The sequence below is a fragment of the Pontibacterium sp. genome (genome assembly GCF_964228735.1).
GTDB lineage: Bacteria > Pseudomonadota > Gammaproteobacteria > Pseudomonadales > Balneatricaceae > Pontibacterium.
Map to the genome: position 1 here is coordinate 1 of NZ_CAXRBQ010000099.1, position 21,871 is coordinate 21,871.

Below are 21,871 nucleotides of genomic sequence, written 5' to 3' on the forward strand. Positions count from 1 at the left end.
CGAACGCTTTCATTTCACCGCCGAAAACTTCCGCACATACGCGAGTCAGGGCAGCAGTCAGTGTAGTTTTGCCGTGGTCAACGTGGCCGATAGTACCAACGTTAACGTGCGGCTTGGAGCGTTCAAATTGTTCTTTAGCCATCAGTACAATCCACTAGCGATAAGTTTCGAAAATCAAATATAACAAAGGGCAGATATATTGCTATATCTGCCCTTCATCATCAAAACTGGAGCTCATGGGCGGATTTGAACCGCCGACCTCACCCTTACCAAGGGTGTGCTCTACCCCTGAGCTACATGAGCACAACTCATACTCCAGCTGGAGCGGGTAGCGGGAATCGAACCCGCCTCTTCAGCTTGGAAGGCTGAGGTAATAGCCACTATACCATACCCGCATTAGATCAAGCTGAATGGTGGTGGGAGGTGGATTCGAACCACCGAAGCTTGCGCGTCAGATTTACAGTCTGATCCCTTTGGCCACTCGGGAACCCCACCTTACCAAAACTTCGCTGCTGAATGGTGCCGGCACCCAGAGTCGAACTCGGGACCTACTGATTACAAGTCAGTTGCTCTACCAACTGAGCTATACCGGCTCAGCGTCGAAGTGGCGCGTATATTACCCACAGCCCTTTTGGGACGCAACCCCTATTCCCAACTTTTTTTAATTTTTTTTTCAAATCCGCTGGTTTTTGCTTAGCACTTTGTTTTTATTGGGTAATTTTCAAACAAGACTCAGCACACTCAGCGCTTCATAGCTACTATATACGCTTCGATTAACAACTATATAAGGTAAAGCTGCAGACCGAACTAACCCAGCGACCAGTGCAAGCCTTCCATCACCAGATCGGGATGCAATTGCCCCACCCCGGCCAACTGATGAAACAGCACACCGTCACCGCCCGTGATATAGAGCGCATCCAGGGAATCACCATCCAGTTCACGGGTGATCTTTTCCTGCAGTGCCTGAAAGGCGAAATTAATACCGTGAGCGACGGCAGCAGAAGTATGCTGACCCGGCGCAGTCTTAAACTGCTCGATCGAACGATCGACCAGCACTTCAGCGGTATTACGCTGCAGACTTTCCGACATCAGGCGCAAACCCGGAATGATAAAACCACCCCGGTGCTGCCCATCCTGTTCCACATAGTCCACTGTGATGGCACTACCACAGTCAACGACACAGCAGGCACCGTTACTGTCATTAAAGGCCGCCAGCATCGCCAGCCAACGATCCACCCCCATACGGGACGGGTCACTGTAGCTGTTGGTGACACCGGCTGCCTGGTGACGGGTCACTGCAAATTCGGGCTGACAGTTCCAGCGCGCTTCGCAGTAGGCAAGGAGAAGGCTGGCCACGACTGGACCTGCCACATTTGATATACGGACCCGCTCAACCTGAGCGGGCCACTGTGCAGGCATTGCTGTCGTAAGCTCTTTGGTCGGGCAACGGCCGCGGTCCTGCACCACGCCCGCCTCGACGGTTCGCCACTTCAGCAGGGTATTGCCCACATCGATATCAAGGATCATCTTGTGCGTCTGACGCTCACTTCACCACCGTGAAAACGGCGTAATCCCTCTGCTGTTTCCAGCAACAGCGCACCACTGCTATCCACGCCACGACATACACCTTCCAGCGTATTCTGGCCGACAAACAGATTTACCGGTTCGTCCTGGTAGGCATGCCACTGGTGCCACTGATCCACCAACGGCGCAAAACCATCAATGGCGAACTGCTCCAGCGCAGGCACCAGCTCATCGAGCACCGCCGCCAGCAGCGCATTGCGTGACACCTTGCGCCCCATTGCGGTCTGCAGATCAACCCAAGGCTGGTCGATCGCAGCGGCATAGTCGATTGGCATGGCTACATTAATACCCACGCCAATCACCACCTGACACTCACCCGAGGCATCACCGGTCATCTCCAGCAAGATACCGGCCAGCTTGCGCTCCTGCCACAACAGGTCGTTTGGCCACTTCAGCTGCACATCATCTGCGCCCAGCTTCTGTATCGCCTTAACCAGACTCAGCCCCACCAGAAGACTCAAACCTTCCAGTGCAGCCGCGCCGCTATCAAAGCGCCAAACCAGTGAGAAATAGAGATTACGCCCAAAAGGGCTCTCCCATTGACGACCACGACGACCCCGGCCGTCGGTTTGCTGCTCGGCGACAAACAGGTGGCCGTGGCAATCAGCTGCCTGGCTCTTCTGCGACGCCCGCAAATTGGTCGATGGGATAGAGAGGTCAAGCTCGATGGTTTTCAGCTTCGAACGCACCGATGGCTCAAGTGCTGCTTCGATCTGATCCAGGTCCAGCAGGTCCAGCCCGCCCGGCACCCGGTAACCACGTCCCTTGACGCTATAAATTTCCAAGCCGAACTCTTCCAGCTTGCGGATTTGCTTCCATATGGCACTGCGGCTTACGCCCAACACCTCTCCGAGCTCTCGCCCGGAGTGAAAGCGTCCGTCAGCCAGGATAGACAACAACGAACGGATCGCCATACTACTTTATCCTTCGTTACACCCGGTCCAACACGATAAAACTGTAATCGTAGGGGTTTGGTTCCATTGCCGTGAAGTCCTCGCGCCCGACCTCGCGCCACTCTTCCATCGCGAATGCCGGGAACCAGGCATCACCCTCCACACTGGCATGAACCTGCGTCAGATACAGCCGGTCAGCACGGGTCAGCGCCTGCTCATAGATCTGAGCACCACCGATCACCATCGCTTCTTCCGCGCCATCAATCACACAGATGCTTTCTGCCAGCTCTATTGCAGCCTCCAGACTCGGCACCACTTTGACACCCTCAGGTGCGTAGCCCTCCTGCCTGGAGATCACAATATTGGTACGGCCCGGCAAAGGTCGCCCGATCGACTCATAGGTCTTACGCCCCATGATGATAGGTTTCGACATCGTAACCTGCTTGAAGTAACGCAGATCTTCAGGCAGATGCCATGGCAACTTGTTGTTGATGCCGATGACCCGGTTTTCCGCCTGAGCGACAATGATTGCCAGCCTCATGTTCTTTCCTCAAATTGATACTGCAGCCCGAATCGCCGGATACGGGTCATAATCAACTACTTCAAAATCTTCGAACTGATAGTCAAACAGACTCTCTGGCTTGCGCTTAATCACCAGCTTCGGCTTCTTCCGCGGCGTACGGGAAAGCTGTTCCTGCACGATGGCTGGATCGTTGATGTGGTCCTGATACAGATGCGCATCACCAAAGGTGTGGACAAAGTCACCGACATCCAGGTCACACTGCTGCGCGATCATGTGCGTCAGCAATGCGTAGGAGGCGATGTTAAAAGGGACACCCAGCACGTAGTCGGCACTGCGTTGGTAGAGCTGACAGCTTAATTTGCCGTCGAGCACATAAAACTGGAACAGAGTATGACACGGCGGCAGTGCGGCCTTACCGTTACGGACATTGTCTTGCGGGCTGACGGTTTCATCCGGCAGGTCGGCCGGGTTCCAGCCACTGACAATCAGACGGCGCGAATTCGGGGTTTTCTTGATCTGCTCCACCACCTGGCTAATCTGGTCGATGGTGCTGCCATCCGGACACTGCCACGAACGCCACTGCTTACCGTATACCGGGCCGAGGTCGCCGTCTTCCAGCGCCCACTCATCCCAGATCGACACACCGCGCTCTTTCAGCCAGTTGTTGTCGGTATTACCGTCCAGGAACCACAGTAGCTCATAGATGATCGACTTGAGGTGGACCTTTTTGGTGGTCAGCAGCGGAAAACCTTCCGACAGATCAAAGCGCAGCTGACGACCAAACACGGAGCGGGTTCCGGTACCGGTTCTGTCCCCTTTATCGGTGCCGTTTTCCAAAATATCCCGCATCAGATCCAGGTACTGCTGCATTATCGATCTCGCCCTTCTCTTATATAAAAGATTACTTATTTGCCGATTCTACACTGCGAGCGTACGCCACACCAATCATCCCTGCCCCGATCAGGATCATAGGCACCGACAATAGCTGCCCCATCGTCAGCCAATCAAACGCCAGGAACCCCAAGTGACTGTCCGGCTCGCGCACCAGCTCTACCAGGCTACGGAACAGGCCATAAAGCATCAAGAATAGACCAGACACCGCCATCCGTGGGCGCGGCTGGCTGGAATACCACCAAAGAATAATAAAGAGCAGCACACCCTCAAGTGCAAATTCATATAGCTGGGAAGGATGACGGGCCAACCCGTCCGCGGTACGCGGAAAGACAACCCCCCACGGCAGATCGGTAGCACGGCCCCACAGCTCACCGCCGATAAAGTTACCCACACGCCCTGCGCCCAGACCGATCGGGATTAGCGGCGCTACAAAATCGCCCATCTCCAGCAGCGACTTGTTGTGCTTACGCCCCCACAGCCAGAGCACGAAAATCACACCCAGCAGGCCACCGTGGAAGGACATGCCGCCCTCCCACACCGCAAACAACCACAGCGGATCCGCCAGAAACTGATCGAAGTTGTAAAACAACACATAACCAAAGCGACCGCCGAGCACGACACCCATCGCCCCCCAGAACACCAGGTCGGACACCTGCTCTTCGGTCCAGCCGGAGCCCGGTTTGCGGGCGCGGACACAACCCAGCCACCAGGCAGCAGCAAAGCCCACTAGATACATCACGCCGTACCAGTGAACCTTCAGCGGCCCTACATCCAATAACACCGGATCAATATCATGCACCCACATAGTGATTCCTCAGAACAGGTTCTTTCCGATCAGATAGCTGCCAACACAGAGCAGGAAGACAGCAAAATAACGTTTCAGCGTTGGCGCAGGCAGACTGTGCGCCAGACGGGCACCAAACTTGGCAAACAATGAGCTGGTGATGACAATCCCGGCAAAGGCCGGCAGATAGACATAACCCAGACTCCACTCATCCGTCTGGGCATGACCCCAGCCTTCCCAGACATTGGTCATCGCGCCCATCAGGGCAATCGGCAAACCACAAGCCGCCGAGGTCGCCACCGCCTGTTGCATCTGCACCTGCTTCCAGGTCAGGAACGGCACTGTCAGTGTGCCACCACCGATACCAAAGATGGCAGACAGCGAGCCGATAAAGGTACCACCAATACCCAGCGTGCTAGCAGCGGGCGGTTCATCCCCGGCAGACGGTTTCAGACCAAACGCCATCTGCACCGCCACACAGAGTGCAAATACACCAAATACCATCTGCAGGATTGAGCCCGGCATCATGCCAGCGATCTTCACACCAAGAAATGCACCCAGCAAAATACCCAGACTGATCGGCTTAAACAGATCCCAACGTACAGCCCCGCGCTTGTGGTGCGCCCGCACCGAACTGATGGAGGTCACCACAATGGTTGCCAGCGATGTCGCCACGGCGGCATGGGTCAGCACATCCGGGGACATCCCCTGGGCAGAAAAGCTGAAGATCAGCACCGGCACAATCAGCAGGCCACCACCGATACCAAACAATCCGGCTACCACTCCGGCAACCGCTCCCAGCACCAGGTACATCAATAGGGTTAAGATCATAGGGTAAATCCTTTGTTTTACGCCGCTCCGTGCTGCCCACATCAACAGCCGCGGCTTGCTCCGCCCGTTGGGAAGCGCCTATATTAGCGGTCCACCCTGGTTATTGAAATGACAACATGTGCCTGATCACCTTCGCCTACAACAGCCATCCAGAGTATTCCCTGATCCTGCTGGCCAACCGGGACGAGTTCTTCCAGCGCCCCAGCCAGGCCATACACCACTGGCCGGACGCCCCCCAGATCCTGGCCGGACGCGATCTCGAACAGGGCGGCACCTGGCTGGGCCTGAACCAGAGCGGACGTTTTGCCACCGTCACTAACCACCGCAACGGCCGAGACAAACGCGACAGCCTGCGCTCCCGGGGTGATCTGACCCGCCACTTCCTCCGCGGTTCCCAGTCGGCAGCCGAGTACCTCACCGGCCTGGAGCCCGAACAACAGGCGTATGGCGCCTTCAACCTGCTGCTGGGTGATGAAACCGGACTGCACTACCTGAGCAATCGGCACGCCGACTCAGCCACGGCGATCAGCCCAGGAGTCTACGGCCTCTCCAATGCACTGCTGGACACATCCTGGCCGAAGGTCACGAAGGTAAGAGAGGGATTACGCCAGCTGCTGGCAGAGCGCGAACCCAACCGCGACGCCATGCTGGCCCTGATGCAGGATCGCGCACAGGCCCGGGACGAACACCTGCCCGATACAGGCATCAGCTTGGAATGGGAACGCATGCTCTCGTCCTGTTTTATTCAATCGGAGCATTACGGTACCCGTGCGATTACGCTGCTGATGCAGAAACCGGACGGCAACACCTACCTGCGCGAGCAGACCTTTGACGTTGAGGGCAATACGGACGTTCAGGAATTTGACCTGCAGCTACCCGCCATAGGCGCTGCAGACCGGGAAGAGAATTAATCCGGGATAACCGGGCGGGTCAGCTGCGACAGACCCAGTTCGCGCAGGCGACGGCGCAGCAGCTGGTGAATCTTGTCAGCATCGTCCATGCCCATCACCTGCTGTAGCAGCTCATCGGCTTCCACCTTGGTGACGTTACGGATCGCGGACTTCACCTTCGGAATGTTGGTGGCGTTCATCGACAACACGTCATAGCCCATGCCCATCAGCAGCAGAGCTCCACCCGGATCGGCTGCCATCTCACCACAGATCGATACCGGCACACTTTCTTTATGCGCCTCACGGGCAATGTATTCCAGCGCACGCAGCACCGCCGGATGGTAGGACACATACAAGCCCGCCACACGCGGGTTGTTGCGATCCACCGCCAGCAGGTACTGGGTCAGGTCATTGGAACCCACCGAGATAAAATCGACACGACGGGCAAAACGGCGCACCTGATACACCGCCGCCGGCACCTCAACCATCACCCCCACCTGCGGGCGGTCGATCTGGTAGCCTTCGTCACGCAACTCGGACAGTGCACGGTCGATCTGGCGGTTTGCCTCATCCACCTCATGCACACTGGTCACCATCGGCAACATAATGCGCAGGTTACCCAGACCTTCGCCGGCACGCAGCATCGCACGCACCTGCACCAGGAAAATCTCCGGGTGATCCAGGGTGACACGAATACCACGCCAGCCCAGGAACGGGTTTTCCTCTTCGATCGGGAAGTACGGCAGCGCCTTGTCCCCGCCGATATCCAGGGTACGCATGGTTACCGGCCGTGGGTGGAACGCTTCCAGCTGTCGCCGGTAAGTCTGCAGCTGCTCCTGCTCACTGGGGAAGAAGTCACGGATCATAAACGGGATTTCGGTACGGTACAGACCGATCCCCTCGGCACCACGCTCCAGTGCGCGAGCCACGTCCGCCACCAGCCCGGTGTTTACCCACAGCGGCATACGGAAACCATCCCGGGTTTCTGCAGGCATCTCTTTCAGGGTTGCCAGCTCGGCCGCCATCTCCTGCTCGCCACGCACGATATCGAGGTAGGCAACACGCAGGTCTTCGGACGGATCGATATAGACACGGCCGGAGTAACCATCAATGATTGCATCCCGGCTATGCAGGCGGGTGTACGGCAGGTCGAGCGCACCCATAATGGTTGGGATACCCATGGAACGGGCCAGAATTGCCGCGTGTGAGTTACCGGAACCGTGTACGGAGACCAAACCCATCAACTTGTCGGACGGCACCTCACCCAGCATCGCCGGGGTGAGTTCGTCGGCCACCAGGATCGTGTCTTCCGGAAACTCGATCTCCGCCGGACCGGATTCCTGCATATAGGCCAGCACGCGACGACCCAAGTCTTTAATATCGGTAGCACGTTCACGCAGGTAGGGATCATCCATCATGGAGAACTGTTTCACGTGCTCCATCACCACGTTACGCAGCGCCCCCTGCGCCCATTGGCCGCCTCGGATCTGCTCGATAATCTCGCCCGCCAGGGCGTTGTCATCCAGCATGCGCAGATAGACATCAAACAGCGCCTGCTCTTCCGCGCGCAAGCGTTTGGACAGACTACGGCCGACCACCTTGATATCGCGTCGTACGGACGCCAGCGCCTCCTCGAACCTCTGGATCTCTTTGTCGATATCGTTGGCGACTTTATCCGGCACCGCCGCCAGATCAGCAGGCGGCGCAATTACCACGATATGTCCCACTGCGACACCCGGTGCACCGGCGATACCTTCGAAGCGACGCTCGTTTTCGCTCTTACCTTCCTGTGGCTTGATCAGCCCGGTCGCTTCCGCGTGAGCGATCACACCCGCCAACTGTGCGGACAACGTAACCAGGAAGGCTTCCTCGCTCTCATCGAAGCGACGAACCTCCTTCTGCTGCACAACCAGCACACCCAGTACATCACGGTGGTGAATAATCGGCACACCCAGAAACGCGTGAAACTGCTCTTCGCCGGTGTCTTTCAGGTAGGTATAACGGGGGTGGAGGGAGGCATCTTCCAGGTTGATCGGCTCAGCACGCTGGCCAACCACGCTGACGATACCTTCGGAAGAAGCCAGGCTGACTTTACCCACTGCATCGGGGTTCAATCCCTGGGTGGCCATCAGGCTGTAGCGCTCGGCTTCATCGTCGTATAGATAGACCGAGCACACCTGGGTCCGCATGGCACGCTGAATACGCCGTACAATCAGATCCAGCACCGACTCCAAATCCGGAGCAGTACTAACCTCCTGCACTATCTTGCGCAACACTTCCAGCATCCACCAGCCTCCCAGTTTTTTATATATTTATAATTCTTATACGATCATCCGTGACATTTTTGGCGACAGCTCGCGCATCGCCTTTCGATATACCTCGCGTTTAAACGAGACAACCTGGCCCAGTGGATACCAATAGCTGACCCACTGCCAGTCATCGAACTCCGGTGACTCGCTCGTATCAATCGTCACCGCTTTATCATCTGTAAGCATCCGCAGCAGAAACCACTTCTGTTTCTGTCCAATACATATCGGATGCGAGTTGCGCCGAATCATGCGCTTGGGCAAACGGTAACGAAGCCAACCTCGGGTTACCGCGACAATCTCAACGTCTGTGGGTGTGAGACCTATTTCCTCTTTAAGTTCACGAAACATCGCCTCTTCCGGCGACTCATCTTCGTTGATACCACCTTGTGGAAACTGCCAGGCGTCTTGACCAATACGCCTTGCCCAGAGAACCTGACCCAGCGAGTTAGCCAGAATGATACCGACATTCGGTCTAAACCCATCTGAATCGATCACGTATTTTTTCCTAAAACTTTTTCAACCTATTGTTCCACAATTCTTTTGTGGTCGGCAAATCAACTGTTCACCCCCCTTACTACCACCCGGAGCAGCCTGTAAAATCACCCTATAACATCGGAAATTTCCGGCCACCAGCAATCTGACAGGGAGACTCCCACTTGAGCCTGGCTATCTTTGATCTGGACAACACCCTTATTGGCGGCGACAGCGATCACGCCTGGGGCGAGTTCCTGTGTAAAAAAGGGATCGTTGATACCGATGCCTACCGTCGTGCAAACGACTACTTTTATGAACAGTATAAAAGCGGTGGTCTGGATATCCATGAGTACCTGAACTTTGCCCTGCTGCCGCTGGCACAGAACGAAATCGCGCAGCTGAGCGTATGGCATGAGGAGTTTATGCAGGAGATGATCGAACCGATCATGCTGCCAAAAGCCGAAGCCCTGCTGCAGAAACACCGCGACCAGGGTGACTTCCTGCTGATCATCACCGCCACCAACCGTTTCGTCACCCAGCCGATCGCCGACCGCCTGGGCGTAGACGCGATCCTGGCCACCGAGCCGGAGATGAAGGACGGTGCCTACACCGGCCACGTGGAAGGCACACCATGCTTCCAGCACGGCAAGGTAGAGCGCCTGCACGCCTGGCTGGCAGAGACCGGCCACACGCTGGATGGCAGCTACTTCTACAGCGACTCCCACAACGACCTGCCGCTGCTGGAGCTGGTGAACACACCGGTTGCCGTTAACCCGGACGAACTGCTGGAAAACCGCGCCAAAAAGAGCGACTGGCAGATCCTCGACCTGCGCTAAGCCTCTTCCTCAGGCAGGCCCTGCCCTGCCTGAACCCCTTTTTATTTCCCCGCCCCTTCTGACTCACGCTTAGATCCCCCTAGCTATACTCAACAGTACGCCTGTCCACTCACCGGTTGCCGCAGGAGTCCAGCACTGATGGATATAAAGCCACTTGCCAGCCACGCGCTCTACACAGCCTGTGATGAATCCACATTCACGTTTAGCTCCACCACGGAGCTGGAACCGCTGCCGAACCATCTAGGCCAGGAGCGCGCCAAGGACGCCATCCGCTTTGCCGTTGATATGCCCAGCCCGGGTTACAACCTCTACGTAACCGGTCCAACCGGCATCGGCAAACTGTCCCTGGTCAAGGGGATTCTTGAGCAATACCCCAAGGACAATAGCGCAGTGTTCGACTGGTGTTATATCAACAACTTCGACACCCCAAGCAAGCCTCGTGTGCTGCGCCTGCAACCAGGCATCGGCCGGCAGCTACAGCGGGATATGACCGACCTGGTGGAGCGCTTGCTGGTTACGCTGCCCGCCACACTGCAGAGCGACGAATACCATCGTCGGGTGAATGAACTGCAGGAGGAATACCACGAACGCGAAGAACAGCTGTTCAGCGATCTGGGCCGCGAAGCTCAGGAACGCAAGCTCACCCTGATGCGTACCGCCACCGGTTACACCATAGCCCCCATGCGCGACGGCAAGCTGATCACGACCAAGGAGTTCAACGCGCTCACCGAGCAAGAACAGGCGGAGATGAAAGCCAGCATCGACCTGATCAATGACAAGCTAAAAGCCAGCGTGCGCACCTTAAACAACTGGCAGGAGGAGAGTGTCGCACGCGTAAAAGAACTCAACCGCAGCTTTATTCAGCAAGCGGTCGAACCGGCAATAGATTATTTGAAATCACGCTATCAGGAACATCCCGGCGTCGATCTCTATCTGGACAGCGTACAAAGCGATATTGAGAGTAACGCTTCCGACTTTATGACCAAGTCCGACGAAGATAACGCCTCGCCGCCACAGGCCAGCTCCACTCAGTTCAACCGCTACAAGGTGAATGTCCTGGTGGATAACAGCGAGACCAGCCGCGCCCCGGTGGTCTATCTGGACCAACCCAACCTGCAGAACCTGATCGGGCGTATCGAACATATCTCTCAGTTCGGCACCCTGCTGACCAACTTCACACTGATCCAGCCCGGGGCGCTGCATAAGGCGAACGGCGGCTTCCTGATCATCGATGCTTTCCACCTACTCTCCACAGGCTTCAGCTGGCCCGCCCTGAAGCGCGCCCTGAAGTCAGGTGAGATCCGTATCGAGTCGGTCCACGAGATGCTCAGCCTCTCCAGCACCATCTCCCTGGAACCGGAGCCCATCCCCACCAACGCCAAGGTAATCCTGTGCGGAAACCGCTTACTCTACCACCTGCTCAAGGAGTACGACCCCGACTTCGGCCTGCTATTCAAAGTGCAGGCCGATATGGAAGACAGCATCGACCGCAGCCCGGAAGCCTGCCAGCATTACGCCCGCATCATCGCCTCCTTGGGACGCGAAGCGGACCTGTTACCTCTGGCACCGGGAGGTGTTGCCCAGATCATTGAATTTAGCGCCCGCCGTATGGAGCACAGCCACAAGCTCTCGCTGCACATGGCCCGGCTGATCGACCTGATCCACCGTGCCGATCACGAAGCGCGCCAGACAAACAGCGACCTGATCGAACGCAAACATGTCACAGCCGCGCTGGATCGCTGGTTATGGCACAGCAGCCGCTATCAGCAGCTCATTCAGGAACTGATCAGCGAAGAGACCCTGAAGATCACCACTCAGGGCAGCCAGATCGCGCAGATCAACGGGCTCTCAGTGGTGCAACTGGGCGACTTCTACTTCGGTCGCCCTTCCCGTATCACCGCCACTGCCCGCCTGGGTAACGGCAAGATTCTCGATATCGAGCGCGAAAGCGATATGGGCGGCGATATTCACAGTAAGGCGGTCATGATCATCAGCGCACTACTGGCATCCCGTTATGCCCGCAATGCGCCGCTGGCCCTTTCGGCCACGCTGGTGTTCGAGCAATCATACGGTGGCATAGAGGGCGACTCTGCCTCGGTGGCAGAAATGCTGTCGCTGCTCTCAGCCATCACCCGCATTCCGCTCAAACAAACCCTGGCGGTGACAGGCTCACTCAATCAGCTGGGCCAGGTCCAGGCGATTGGCGGCGTGAACGAGAAGATCGAGGGTTTCTTTGATATCTGCAAGGCCCGCGGTCTGGATGGCAGCCACGGCGTGGCCATTCCTGCCAGCAATGTGCGCCACCTGATGCTGCGCGAAGAGGTTCGCAAAGCCTGCGCTGCCGGGCAGTTTGCCATCTACCCGCTCGATACGCTGGATGATGCGATCACACTGTTTACCGGCATAGCCGCAGGCGTCAGTGATCCAGAGGGGGTCTACCCCGACGACAGCTTTAATGCCCGGGTGATGAACCAGTTGGAGCATTTTGGTGACCTCAAGCGCGAGCTGCTGGAATCGCGCCAGGAGGAAGAGGCCAACAAGCGTGACTAAAACCAAGACACATCGGATTTTACTGGCTCTGGACCCGGGCAGCCCGGTCAACGAGGCCCTGGAATCGGCCGTTGACCTGGCCCTGGAGCAGGACGCCGAACTGCATCTGATGTTCAGTGAAAGCGGGTATCTGCGCGAGGTTGCCGGGCTGCCGTTCTGTCGAGAGGTTGAGTTTAAATCCAGCCGCGAGCGGCAATTGTCACCGCAACAGGTTGATCGCAGTTTGCGCTCGCTGGCCCGCCAGCTGGAACATGCCTTTAAGCAAACCCTGCAAACCACCCACCTGCGCGGCAGTTTTATGCTGCATCAGGATTCCAGGCAGCAGTTACTCCGACGCTGCGGTGGCGGTGATGTGTTATGGCTAAGCCCAGCCACACTGATGATTCGCATTCCGAGTGCACGCCGGCCGCCACGCGACACCCTGTATCTGGTCTATGTCGACAGCCCAACAGGGGAGCACGCCATCTCACTGGCCAACAGCCTGCTGCGACGGGGTTATAAGCGCCTGCTGGTGTTTGTACCGGATACGTTGGAGCTTCAGAACCTATCTGCCCGTTTTGAGTTACCTGCCGAGATTATCCCGCTGGGTGATGATCTGCAGACACTGCAGCAAGCGGTGGCGCTGCGCGCCACAAATACCCTGCTTATCCCCGAGGATTACCTTAAACGCGCCCAGGTGGATGCACTGCTAGAGGCCTTCAGTCACTCCCGTCTAGAGATGTTACTAGTGCTCTAATACTGTTTAGTTCGCTACCACCAATGGGCGGCAGATCACCCATTTATCCATCAGAAAGGGTGATTTCCCGCCAATCCTCAACCCGATTTCGCGCAGCATTTAACCAATTTCCGCGCGATTATCGCCTTTACTCGCCACATACAGGCCATGGCACGTTCTATGCTGTAGGTAACGCTTATTTTCAACAACAAGCAAAGAGTTACCGTTATGTACAGCATGCGCCAGCGCGTAGGACTGGCATTAGGACCCGCCCTGTTCCTACTGATACTATCCCTGCCTTTACCCGAGGGCATGAAACCCGAAGCTCTGAAAGTCGCTGCCATCGCCGCTCTGATGGCCACTTGGTGGATCACCGAAGCGATCCCGATCCCGGCCACCTCTCTGCTGCCGGTGGCACTCTACCCGATGCTGGGTGTGATGAAATCCGCCCAGGCCACACCGTCCTACGCCAACCACCTGATCTTTCTGTTTATGGGTGGTTTCCTGATCGCCATCGCCATGGAACGCTGGAACCTGCATAAACGCGTGGCCCTGCACACCATCCGCCTGGTTGGTACCGGACCGGATCGCATCGTCCTGGGTTTTATGATCGCCACCGCCTTCCTCTCCATGTGGGTGAGCAACACCGCCACCACCATGATGATGGTACCGATTGGCCTGGCCATCATCCATCAGGCCGCTGATGACCTGCGTGAACAACCGGTCGACGGGGTGGATATCCGCCCGATGCACTTCAAGTTTGGTATCTCGCTGATGCTGGGTATCGCCTTTGCCGCCTCCATCGGTGGTGTCGGCACCCTAATCGGTACGCCACCCAATACCGTACTGGCCGGTATGACCGAGAACCTCTACGGTTACTCCATCGGTTTTGCTCAGTGGATGAGTTTTGGTGTACCGCTGGCCGTGGTGATGCTGGGCATCGCCTGGTTCCTGTTGGTTAAAGTGGTCTACCCGTCCGGCCTGAAAACCCTGCCGGGTGGCGAAGAGATGGTCGAGCGTCAGCTGAATGAACTGGGTGCGATGAGCAAAGCCGAGAAGTTGGTGCTGCTGATCTTCCTGCTGACGGCAGCGGCCTGGATCGCCCGCGGTTTTATCAAACCTCCGATGATCCATGACGCCACTATCGCCATCATCGGTGCCCTACTGCTGTTCATTACGCCGGTTAACCTGAAGAAGGGTGTTTTCCTGCTGGACTGGGAATCCGCGGTGAAACTGCCATGGGGTGTAATCCTGCTGTTCGGTGGCGGCTTGGCACTGGCCCAAGGTTTTTCCACCAGCGGCCTGACCGAGTGGATCGGTGGCCAGCTGAGCCTGCTCAGCGGTATGGACCTGACCCTGTTTATCGGCGTGGTGGTGCTGCTGACTCTGTTCCTCACCGAGATCACCTCCAACACCGCTACTGCTACTTTGTTGATTCCGGTGATGGCTGCCGTGGCAGGCACCATGGGTGTGCACCCGTTTGGCACCATGTTCTCCGCCGCCGTCGCAGCCTCCTTCGCCTTTATGCTGCCGGTGGCAACCCCCCCCAACGCCGTGGTGTATGGATCCGGTTACGTCAGCATTCTACAGATGGCCAAGGCGGGCTTCTGGGTGAACCTGGTTGGTGTGGTCGCCATCACCCTCTGCATCGCCTACGTCCTGCCAATGTTGTGGGGTATCGACCTGCTGAGCGTGCCGGACTGGGCGGTGAGATAACCCACCCGTACGCCCTGACACATATCCACAAAAAGCCGACGTTCTTGTCGGCTTTTTTATCCACATCCGCTGGCGCTACACCTCATCCATAGCCGCCAGATACCTCTTCAACGGCAACATCTCATGTTTACGCAGGTAACTGCGCAGCTGGTGGTAGGTCAGCCCCAGGGCATCTGCTGTCTGGCTCTGATTGAAATGGTTCTCGCCCAGCGCCTGCTCCAGCGCCTGCTTTTCCAGTGCGCGCATACGCTCCGGCAGGCTTGTCAGGTGCGATATATCCAATGATGTCTTTGCAACAGGCTCCGCAGCTGCTGTCGATTCCCCTGGCTGCTCCTGTGATACCTCGGCATCCCGCCACGGGGCATGGAAGGGGTTGATCAACACTGAATCAACCGGCTCCTCGTGATCACCACTGCGGTAGACACTGCGCTCCACCACGTTCTTCAGTTCACGGATATTACCCGGCCAATCGTAGGCCTCCAGCTGCGCCAATGCTTCCTCGCTGAAACCGGGGAAGTAAGCCCGCCCCAGTTCCCGACACATCCCGAGGGCAAAGTGTTCTGCCAATTCCGGGATATCGTCCTTGCGGTAACGCAGCGGCGGCAAATTCACCACATCAAAAGCGAGACGGTCGAGCAGGTCGGCGCGGAACTGACCCCGCTCGGCCAGGCGCGGAATATCCTCGTTGGTGGCGGCAATCAGGCGCACATCCACCCTAATGGTCTGCTGCCCGCCCAGACGCTCGAATTCGCCGTATTCGATCACCCGCAGCAATTTCTCCTGCACCCGTAGGGAGCAGGTCGCCAGCTCATCAAGAAACAGTGTACCGCCGTCGGCCCGCTCAAAACGTCCCAGATGACGTTTGGTTGCACCGGTGAATGCCCCCGCCTCATGACCGAACAGCTCGCTCTCCAGCAGGCTTTCACTCATCGCCGCACAGTTGAGCTTAAGGAAGGTCTCATCCCAACGCCGCGACAGGAAGTGCAGGCGCTCAGCAATCAATTCCTTACCGGTACCACGCTCTCCCAGAATCAGCACCGGCTTGCTCAGCGGCGCCAGACTGGAGACCTGGTCGATCACATCCATCAACAACGGGGAGCCACCCACCAGTGACTGGCGTTTTGAATGATCCATTCTGACTATTGCTTAGCTTAATAGACTATTTAATAGACATATTAGCCATATTTTCTGCGCCTGTCATTTTCCAGCAAAGCCCAATAAATCTCTTTTAAAACAGCAAGGTGCAGCGATAAACCCATTTTTGGCACAGCAATCGCAATATACCGGGAAAGCCAACAACCGACCTTGAGTCGATTAAAAGGAGATGATCATGGGTATCTTTTCCCGTTTTCAGGACATCGTGAACGCCAACATCACTTCTCTGCTGGATCGCGCAGAAGATCCGGAAAAAATGATCCGGATGATGATTCAGGAGATGGAAGACACACTGGTAGAAGTACGCACAACCTCCGCCCGCGTCATCGCCGACCGCAAAACTCTGGAGCGCCGTATCGGTAACCTGCAGCGTGACGCCGAGGAGTGGGAAGGCAAGGCAAAACTGGCGCTGAGCAAAGGCCGCGAAGATCTGGCACGCGCAGCCCTGGCTGAACAGTCCAGCATCCAGGAAACCCTGGAACTGGCCCACAACGAGATGCTGCTGGTAGACGAACAGCTGGCTGAACTGAACGACGAGATTGGTCAGTTGCAGCGCAAACTGGATGACGCCAAGGCGAAACAGAAAGCCCTGCTGGCACGTGAGCAGACCACCCGCTCCCGCCTGGAGATCCGCCGCCGCTTCAGCCGCGACAAACTGAATGCAGCGTTTGAGAAGTTTGAGCGTTACGAACGCAAGATGGACGACATGGAAGCCGAAGTGGAGAGTTACGACCTGGGTACCAAGGATCTGGCCGAAGAGATCGCCGATCTGGAGCGCGACGAGAAACTCGACGAAGCACTGGCTAAACTGAAAGCTCAGATGGATAGCGACCAGAAAGGTAAAGAGTGATGTCTAGCATCCTGTTCTTCTTCGTCCCAACCGTGATTTTTATGGGGCTCGTAGCCCCGCTCTGGCTGGTGTTGCACTACGTCAGCAAGTCACGGTCAGCAAAAGGATTGTCCGACGATGATCGTCACACCCTGACCAGTGCGCTGGCCCAGGTAGAACGGCTGGAAGAACGTATCGGCACACTGGAAACCATACTGGATGCGGAACATCCCCAGTGGCGCGAAACCGAATCCGGCCATCGATATCAGGATTCAACAAGGAGCTAACCATGTTTTCACGCAAATACAGTGGCTACGGCATGGACCTTTATCGCAGTCGCGACGACCGCTGGTTGGCGGGCGTCTGCGGCGGCATCGCCGACAACATCAACATGCCAAGCTGGCTGGTTCGCCTGGGGTTCATTACCCTGTTCCTGTTCACCGGTAGCTTCGCCATCCTGCTGTACATCGCAGGTGTCGTGATGCTGGCCAAACGTCCACAGGCAAGCCGCAGCGAATCACAGTCGCACACGCACCATGAGTGCTACCGCGAACAACATCACAGTCAGCGACACGGATACGGCCGCCAGGGCGAAACACCCCATAACCTGAAAGACGCCCTGTTCAGCTACGGCCCGACCCCAACCGGTCAGGTGCAAGATATCAGCGAGCGCATGCGCCGGGTGGACGAGAAATTGCGCAAGATGGAAGGTTACGTCACTTCCCGCAAGTTCCAGTTTGATCGCGAGATGCGCCGTAGCTAAACCCGATACCCCTCACCCTGCCCCAAAAACAAACCCCGCTATAAAGCGGGGTTCATTTTATCCACAGCCTGCCACTCTGCTTAAGGGCACGGATTTGGATACAGCACGTTGATCGCTTCGATCTCGGCCAGCAACTCATCAGAGAGCGCTACCTCCGCCGAGGCGATATTGGCTTTCAGCTGATCCATATTGCTGGCGCCAATGATATTGGAGCCCACAAACGGACGGCTGTTCACCCAGGCCAGTGCCATAGTGCATGGATCGATACCGTGTTTCTGCGCCAGGGCAGTGTAGGCCTCGACCGCTTTCTGCCCCTGCTCGGTGAAGTAGCGGCCGTACATCGGGTACTTGGTGATACGGGCACCGTCTGGACGGGCGCCACCGATGTATTTACCGCTCAGTACACCAAAGGCCAGCGGCGAGTATGGCAACAGAGAGACATTCTCCCGGTGCAGCACCTCAGCCAGCCCCACTTCCGACGTGCGGTTGAGAAAGTTGTACGGGTTCTGCACCGACACCACTTTCGGCAACTGGTGCTGTTCTGCCAGCTGCAGGAACTTCATGGTGCCCCAGGCACTCTCGTTGGAGAGGCCGATGTGACGCACCAAGCCCTCGTCCACCAGCTCCGCCAGCGCTTCAAGGGTTTCCAGGATCGGCGTACCGTCGTGCTCCGGCTTGTGCACATAGTTGAGTTGGCCAAAGAAGTTGGTGGCACACTCCGGCCAGTGCAATTGGTAAAGATCGATGTAATCGGTCTGCAAACGCTTGAGGCTGCCGGTTACCGCTTCACGGATATTCTTGCGATCCAGCGCCATATTCGGACGCAGGTAACTCACCATATCCGCGGGGGCCGCCACTTTGGTTGCCACAACCACCTGATCCCGGTTGCCACGCTTTTTAAGCCAGCTACCGATGATCTCTTCATTACGCCCCTGATACTCAGGCGAGGTCGGGATCGGATACATCTCCGCTCCGTCAAAGAAGTTCACCCCCTGCGCCAGGGCGTAATCCATCTGCTCGTGGGCTTCAGCCTCGCTGTGATCGCTGCCGTAGGTCATGGTGCCCAGGCAGATCAGGCTGACGTTAATATCCGTATTGCCCAGCGTGTTGTATTTCATGGTGGTCTCCTCAGCTCGCTGGCAGGATGCGTGCGAAGTAGGCTTTCAGGTAGTCGGTTTCCGGAATTGCCGGGTGCAGCGGGTGATCGGCACCCTGGTGGCCCTGATGGAATACCTGTGCACTGCGGTCCAGTTCGCGGCTGTTGGAACGGATAATGTCCATCAGGCGGCTGTACTCCAGGTGCATAGAGCAGGACGCGGAGACCAGCACACCACCCTTGTTCAGCAGGCGCATGGCAAAGTTGTTCATACGGGAGTAGGCACGTTCGCCGTTGCGGATATCCTTTTTCTTGGCGATAAACGCCGGCGGATCCACGATGACCACGTCAAAGCGCTCCTTCTCGGCGATCATGCCCTTACAGATATCAAAGGCATCGCCGTGGTAACCCTCGAAGCGCTCTTCCGCCCCGTTGATACGGGCGTTCTCGGCAGCCACTTCCAGCGCGTAGTGGGACGCATCCACACACACCACCTGCTCGGCACCGGCTGCCAGCGCCTGTGCACCCCAGCCACCCACGTAGCTGAACAGGTCCAGCACACGCTTACCTTTCACATGCTTCTGCATCTCGGCACGGTTGGCGCGGTGGTCGTAGAACCAACCGGTCTTCTGGCCTTTCTGCAACGGCGCCAGCAGCTGTACACCGTTCTCTTCCAGCGGGCACAGGTCCGGCAGCTCACCGTGAACGATCTCCGTGTAGGTCTCCAGGCCTTCCATATCACGCATCTTGCCGTCGTTACGCAGCAGGATCGCTTTCGGGCGGAACACCTTGTGCAGCGCATCGATAATGTCCTCCAGCACCGCTTCCATACCGGCGGTAGAGACCTGTACCACGAAGGTATCGTAGAAACGGTCGATCACCAGGCCCGGCAGGCCGTCACTGTCGCCGTACACCAGGCGATAGCACGGTGCGTCAAAGCAGGCTTCACGCAGGGAGAGCGCCACGTTCAGCCGGTGCACCAGCAGGGAACGGTCCAGCACGTGTTTCAGATCACGGCTGACGATACGACCGCAGATCAGGGTGTTCGGGTTTAAGTAGGCGATACCCAACGCTTTACCGCGGTTGTTTTCCACAACCACCTGTTCGCCTGCCGCGAAGTTTTTCAGCGGCGTGGCCGCGGTATCCACTTCATTCGAGTAGATCCAGAGGTGACCACCCCGGAGACGACGGTCAGCGCCGTCGCGAAGTTTAAGGGTTTGCAGTGACATCAATTTCCGTCCGGCTTAAACAACAATCCCGGCTCAGGAGCAAACCAGTGAATTCTCGGCTCAAAAACGAAAATCCAGCTGGCAGGCCCGCTGCCGGGATAGGTAGATCAGCGCATCCACAGATACGCTACGTTCAATCAGGATTCAGATTCGCAGTGCTCTGCGTACGCGTCCGCGCTCAGCAGGCTTTCCAGCTCTGATTCGTCGGTCAGCTTCAGCTTGAAGAACCAGCCGTCACCGTAAGGATCGCTGTTCACGGTCTCTGGTGCATCTTCCAGCTCTTCGTTCACTGCCACAACTTCACCGGACAGTGGCGCGTAGATATCGGAAGCGGCCTTTACAGACTCCACTACACCCGCATCATCACCATTTGCCAGCTCAGCGCCGACTTCCGGCAGCTCAACAAACACAACATCACCCAGCAGTTCCTGTGCGTGATCGGTTACACCGATAGTTACGGTGCCATCACCCTCAACGCGGATCCACTCGTGACTCGCTACATATTTCAGATCGGATGGATTGTTACTCATTCCAGCGTCCCCTACGCTCAATTTTAAGAAAAGACTTTCTTGCCGTTTCGTACGAACACCGGGCGACCGACTTTCACCGGCACCCGTTTGCCACGCATCTCTACATCGGCACTGTCACCGGTGGCGGCAGGTACACGCGCCATCGCAACCGAATGCCCCAGTGTCGGCGAGAAACTACCGCTGGTAATTTCACCTTCACCCACACCGTCGATAATTACTTTCTGGTGCGCCCGCAGCACACCACGCCCTTCCAGCACCAGCCCTACCAGCTTCTGCTCGATTCCGGCCTGCTTGGCCGCTTCCAGCGCGCTGCGACCGATAAAGTCACGGGTCTCCGGTTCCCAGGCGATGGTCCAGGCCATGTTTGCCTGCAACGGATTGATACTTTCATCCATCTCATTGCCGTACAGGTTCATACCCGCTTCCAGACGCAGGGTATCACGCGCGCCCAGGCCACACGGCTCGACACCGGCATCGGACAGCGCCTGCCAGAAATCGGCGACCTCATCTTCCGGTACCATCACTTCCAGGCCGTCTTCACCGGTGTAACCGGTGCGGGCGATAAACCAGCCCTCAGACTCAACCCCCTGAAAAACACTGAGACTGTCGATCAGTTTAGCGCGGGATTCATTCACCGCCACTTTCGCCAGCTCCAGGGCTTTTGGCCCCTGCACCGCGACCATCGCCAGTTCCGGCTGTTCGGTCAGCGCTACATCGTCAAACTTGGCTTTCTGCTCTGCCATCCAGTCCAGGTCTTTCTTACGGGTGGCGCAGTTTACCACGACACGGAACCATTCGCTGGATACACCCGGATCGGTCATCAGGTAAACGATCAGATCGTCCTTCACGCCGCCGTCTTCGTTCAGCATGCCGGAGTACAGCGCTTTGCCTTTCTCCTGCAGCTTGGCCACATCGTTGGCCAGCAGATAACGCAGATACTCTTTGGCATCTGCACCGGTCACATCCACGACCGTCATATGGGACACATCAAACATACCCGCAGCAGTTCGAACGGTGTTGTGTTCCTCCATCTGCGAGCCATAGTGAAGTGGCATATCCCAGCCACCGAAATCAACAACTTTGGCACCCATATCCACATGTGCCTGGTGAAGCGCGGTTTTATTGCCCATAACGAAACTCTTATTCTGTATACACTGGGCGACCCGAACAGCTGTCGCAAAAACAAAAAGAAAAGGGATGACAATTTATCGGCATTTGGCGATCAGATCAATCTTTGATCGCGTAACCGGGGTAGACAATTGTCTCAGAT

22 protein-coding genes and 4 tRNA genes are annotated in these 21,871 nt (G+C 56.9%); 8 read left to right on the forward strand and 18 right to left on the reverse strand.

Annotation, left to right across the window (positions count from 1 at the left end; genetic code table 11):
* The 11 genes from ACEQ15_RS11100 to ACEQ15_RS11150 form a co-directional block, all read right to left on the reverse strand.
* Positions 1-142: GTP-binding protein (locus tag ACEQ15_RS11100; RefSeq protein ID WP_370279294.1), on the reverse strand; the 142-nt coding region annotated here is incomplete at its 3' end.
* An 86-nt stretch (positions 143-228) separates the two neighbouring features.
* Positions 229-303, reverse strand: a tRNA-Thr gene (locus tag ACEQ15_RS11105).
* Between the two features lie 17 nt (positions 304-320).
* Positions 321-395: transfer RNA gene (locus ACEQ15_RS11110), tRNA-Gly, on the reverse strand.
* 16 nt (positions 396-411) lie between these two features.
* Positions 412-495: transfer RNA gene (locus tag ACEQ15_RS11115), tRNA-Tyr, on the reverse strand.
* Positions 496-517: 22 nt separating this feature from the next.
* A tRNA-Thr gene (locus ACEQ15_RS11120) sits at positions 518-593 on the reverse strand.
* Positions 594-807: 214 nt separating this feature from the next.
* Positions 808-1,527, reverse strand: coding sequence for a type III pantothenate kinase (locus ACEQ15_RS11125; RefSeq protein WP_370279255.1), 720 nt, complete (start codon positions 1,525-1,527; stop codon positions 808-810).
* Positions 1,524-2,498, reverse strand: a complete 975-nt coding sequence (gene birA / locus ACEQ15_RS11130) for a bifunctional biotin--[acetyl-CoA-carboxylase] ligase/biotin operon repressor BirA (protein ID WP_370279256.1) — start codon at positions 2,496-2,498, stop codon at positions 1,524-1,526. Before birA ends, ACEQ15_RS11125 begins: the two co-directional genes overlap by 4 nt.
* Positions 2,499-2,514: 16 nt before the next feature.
* Positions 2,515-3,018: a type 3 dihydrofolate reductase gene (gene folA, locus ACEQ15_RS11135; RefSeq protein WP_370279257.1), complete on the reverse strand. Its 504-nt coding sequence runs from the start codon at positions 3,016-3,018 to the stop codon at positions 2,515-2,517.
* A 9-nt stretch (positions 3,019-3,027) separates the two neighbouring features.
* Positions 3,028-3,870, reverse strand: coding sequence for a thymidylate synthase (locus ACEQ15_RS11140; protein WP_370279258.1), 843 nt, complete (start codon positions 3,868-3,870; stop codon positions 3,028-3,030).
* Positions 3,871-3,901: 31 nt separating this feature from the next.
* A complete protein-coding gene (gene lgt, locus ACEQ15_RS11145; RefSeq protein WP_370279259.1) occupies positions 3,902-4,699 on the reverse strand; it encodes a prolipoprotein diacylglyceryl transferase in 798 nt (265 codons plus the stop codon).
* A gap of 9 nt (positions 4,700-4,708) precedes the next feature.
* Positions 4,709-5,509 (reverse strand): sulfite exporter TauE/SafE family protein, encoded by an 801-nt coding sequence (locus tag ACEQ15_RS11150; RefSeq protein WP_370279260.1) that lies wholly within the window; start codon positions 5,507-5,509, stop codon positions 4,709-4,711.
* A 116-nt stretch (positions 5,510-5,625) separates the two neighbouring features.
* Between ACEQ15_RS11150 and ACEQ15_RS11155 the strand changes: the two genes are divergently transcribed.
* Entirely contained in the window at positions 5,626-6,420 is a 795-nt protein-coding gene (locus ACEQ15_RS11155) for an NRDE family protein (RefSeq protein ID WP_370279261.1), read from the forward strand.
* Here ACEQ15_RS11155 and ptsP read toward each other — a convergent pair.
* Together ptsP and ACEQ15_RS11165 are read right to left on the reverse strand one after the other, a co-directional pair.
* Positions 6,417-8,684 (reverse strand): phosphoenolpyruvate--protein phosphotransferase, encoded by a 2,268-nt coding sequence (ptsP, locus tag ACEQ15_RS11160; protein ID WP_370279262.1) that lies wholly within the window; start codon positions 8,682-8,684, stop codon positions 6,417-6,419. The two genes, ACEQ15_RS11155 and ptsP, sit on opposite strands and share 4 nt — an antisense overlap.
* 36 nt (positions 8,685-8,720) lie before the next feature.
* The gene (locus tag ACEQ15_RS11165; protein WP_370279263.1) at positions 8,721-9,203 is read right to left on the reverse strand and encodes an RNA pyrophosphohydrolase; all 483 of its coding nucleotides are present in this window, start codon (positions 9,201-9,203) and stop codon (positions 8,721-8,723) included.
* Positions 9,204-9,364: 161 nt separating this feature from the next.
* Here ACEQ15_RS11165 and ACEQ15_RS11170 point away from each other — a divergent pair, with 161 nt between their 5' ends.
* The 4 genes from ACEQ15_RS11170 (at position 9,365) to ACEQ15_RS11185 (ending at position 14,999) form a co-directional block, all read left to right on the forward strand.
* Complete coding sequence (locus ACEQ15_RS11170) at positions 9,365-10,018, forward strand: HAD family hydrolase (protein ID WP_370279264.1); 654 nt, start codon at positions 9,365-9,367, stop codon at positions 10,016-10,018.
* A gap of 138 nt (positions 10,019-10,156) precedes the next feature.
* Positions 10,157-12,568, forward strand: coding sequence for an AAA family ATPase (locus tag ACEQ15_RS11175; protein WP_370279265.1), 2,412 nt, complete (start codon positions 10,157-10,159; stop codon positions 12,566-12,568).
* On the forward strand, positions 12,561-13,304 hold the full coding sequence (locus ACEQ15_RS11180) for a hypothetical protein (protein WP_370279266.1): 744 nt from the start codon (positions 12,561-12,563) through the stop codon (positions 13,302-13,304). Before ACEQ15_RS11175 ends, ACEQ15_RS11180 begins: the two co-directional genes overlap by 8 nt.
* Before the next feature lie 207 nt (positions 13,305-13,511).
* Positions 13,512-14,999: a DASS family sodium-coupled anion symporter gene (locus ACEQ15_RS11185; protein ID WP_370279267.1), complete on the forward strand. Its 1,488-nt coding sequence runs from the start codon at positions 13,512-13,514 to the stop codon at positions 14,997-14,999.
* A gap of 75 nt (positions 15,000-15,074) precedes the next feature.
* Here the strand turns inward: ACEQ15_RS11185 and pspF are convergent, their stop codons facing one another.
* On the reverse strand, positions 15,075-16,133 hold the full coding sequence (pspF, locus tag ACEQ15_RS11190; RefSeq protein WP_370279268.1) for a phage shock protein operon transcriptional activator: 1,059 nt from the start codon (positions 16,131-16,133) through the stop codon (positions 15,075-15,077).
* A 196-nt stretch (positions 16,134-16,329) separates the two neighbouring features.
* On the opposite strand from pspF, the gene pspA reads away from it, so the two are divergent.
* The 3 genes from pspA to pspC are packed head-to-tail and all read left to right on the forward strand — an operon-like array spanning position 16,330 to position 17,746.
* Positions 16,330-17,004 (forward strand): phage shock protein PspA, encoded by a 675-nt coding sequence (gene pspA / locus ACEQ15_RS11195; protein ID WP_370279269.1) that lies wholly within the window; start codon positions 16,330-16,332, stop codon positions 17,002-17,004.
* The gene (gene pspB / locus ACEQ15_RS11200; RefSeq protein ID WP_370279270.1) at positions 17,004-17,270 is read left to right on the forward strand and encodes an envelope stress response membrane protein PspB; all 267 of its coding nucleotides are present in this window, start codon (positions 17,004-17,006) and stop codon (positions 17,268-17,270) included. Before pspA ends, pspB begins: the two co-directional genes overlap by 1 nt.
* Positions 17,271-17,272: 2 nt before the next feature.
* On the forward strand, positions 17,273-17,746 hold the full coding sequence (gene pspC / locus ACEQ15_RS11205) for an envelope stress response membrane protein PspC (RefSeq protein WP_370279271.1): 474 nt from the start codon (positions 17,273-17,275) through the stop codon (positions 17,744-17,746).
* A gap of 80 nt (positions 17,747-17,826) precedes the next feature.
* Here pspC and ACEQ15_RS11210 read toward each other — a convergent pair whose 3' ends face one another.
* The 4 genes from ACEQ15_RS11210 to gcvT form a co-directional block, all read right to left on the reverse strand.
* Positions 17,827-18,864 carry an NADP(H)-dependent aldo-keto reductase gene (locus ACEQ15_RS11210; protein WP_370279272.1) on the reverse strand — a complete coding sequence of 346 codons (1,038 nt, stop codon included), beginning with the start codon at positions 18,862-18,864 and terminating at the stop codon, positions 17,827-17,829.
* Between the two features lie 10 nt (positions 18,865-18,874).
* Entirely contained in the window at positions 18,875-20,071 is a 1,197-nt protein-coding gene (locus ACEQ15_RS11215; protein WP_370279273.1) for a class I SAM-dependent rRNA methyltransferase, read from the reverse strand.
* Positions 20,072-20,208: 137 nt separating this feature from the next.
* Complete coding sequence (gcvH, locus tag ACEQ15_RS11220; RefSeq protein ID WP_370279274.1) at positions 20,209-20,601, reverse strand: glycine cleavage system protein GcvH; 393 nt, start codon at positions 20,599-20,601, stop codon at positions 20,209-20,211.
* Between the two features lie 23 nt (positions 20,602-20,624).
* Positions 20,625-21,731, reverse strand: a complete 1,107-nt coding sequence (gene gcvT, locus ACEQ15_RS11225) for a glycine cleavage system aminomethyltransferase GcvT (protein WP_370279275.1) — start codon at positions 21,729-21,731, stop codon at positions 20,625-20,627.
* Between the last annotated feature and the right edge of the window lie 140 nt (positions 21,732-21,871).

What these genes read in the sequence shown, in the direction of transcription:
- birA (WP_370279256.1), bottom strand. Translation starts at nt 2,498, where the DNA reads ATGGCGATCCGTTCGTTGTTGTCTATCCTGGCTGACGGACGCTTTCAC.
- gcvH (WP_370279274.1), bottom strand. Translation starts at nt 20,601, where the DNA reads ATGAGTAACAATCCATCCGATCTGAAATATGTAGCGAGTCACGAGTGG.
- pspA (WP_370279269.1), top strand. Translation starts at nt 16,330, where the DNA reads ATGGGTATCTTTTCCCGTTTTCAGGACATCGTGAACGCCAACATCACT.
- pspC (WP_370279271.1), top strand. Translation starts at nt 17,273, where the DNA reads ATGTTTTCACGCAAATACAGTGGCTACGGCATGGACCTTTATCGCAGT.
- folA (WP_370279257.1), bottom strand. Translation starts at nt 3,018, where the DNA reads ATGAGGCTGGCAATCATTGTCGCTCAGGCGGAAAACCGGGTCATCGGC.
- gcvT (WP_370279275.1), bottom strand. Translation starts at nt 21,731, where the DNA reads ATGGGCAATAAAACCGCGCTTCACCAGGCACATGTGGATATGGGTGCC.
- lgt (WP_370279259.1), bottom strand. Translation starts at nt 4,699, where the DNA reads ATGTGGGTGCATGATATTGATCCGGTGTTATTGGATGTAGGGCCGCTG.
- ptsP (WP_370279262.1), bottom strand. Translation starts at nt 8,684, where the DNA reads ATGCTGGAAGTGTTGCGCAAGATAGTGCAGGAGGTTAGTACTGCTCCG.
- pspF (WP_370279268.1), bottom strand. Translation starts at nt 16,133, where the DNA reads ATGGATCATTCAAAACGCCAGTCACTGGTGGGTGGCTCCCCGTTGTTG.
- ACEQ15_RS11150 (WP_370279260.1), bottom strand. Translation starts at nt 5,509, where the DNA reads ATGATCTTAACCCTATTGATGTACCTGGTGCTGGGAGCGGTTGCCGGA.
- ACEQ15_RS11155 (WP_370279261.1), top strand. Translation starts at nt 5,626, where the DNA reads ATGTGCCTGATCACCTTCGCCTACAACAGCCATCCAGAGTATTCCCTG.
- ACEQ15_RS11210 (WP_370279272.1), bottom strand. Translation starts at nt 18,864, where the DNA reads ATGAAATACAACACGCTGGGCAATACGGATATTAACGTCAGCCTGATC.
- ACEQ15_RS11140 (WP_370279258.1), bottom strand. Translation starts at nt 3,870, where the DNA reads ATGCAGCAGTACCTGGATCTGATGCGGGATATTTTGGAAAACGGCACC.
- ACEQ15_RS11185 (WP_370279267.1), top strand. Translation starts at nt 13,512, where the DNA reads ATGTACAGCATGCGCCAGCGCGTAGGACTGGCATTAGGACCCGCCCTG.
- pspB (WP_370279270.1), top strand. Translation starts at nt 17,004, where the DNA reads ATGTCTAGCATCCTGTTCTTCTTCGTCCCAACCGTGATTTTTATGGGG.
- ACEQ15_RS11175 (WP_370279265.1), top strand. Translation starts at nt 10,157, where the DNA reads ATGGATATAAAGCCACTTGCCAGCCACGCGCTCTACACAGCCTGTGAT.
- ACEQ15_RS11125 (WP_370279255.1), bottom strand. Translation starts at nt 1,527, where the DNA reads ATGATCCTTGATATCGATGTGGGCAATACCCTGCTGAAGTGGCGAACC.
- ACEQ15_RS11215 (WP_370279273.1), bottom strand. Translation starts at nt 20,071, where the DNA reads ATGTCACTGCAAACCCTTAAACTTCGCGACGGCGCTGACCGTCGTCTC.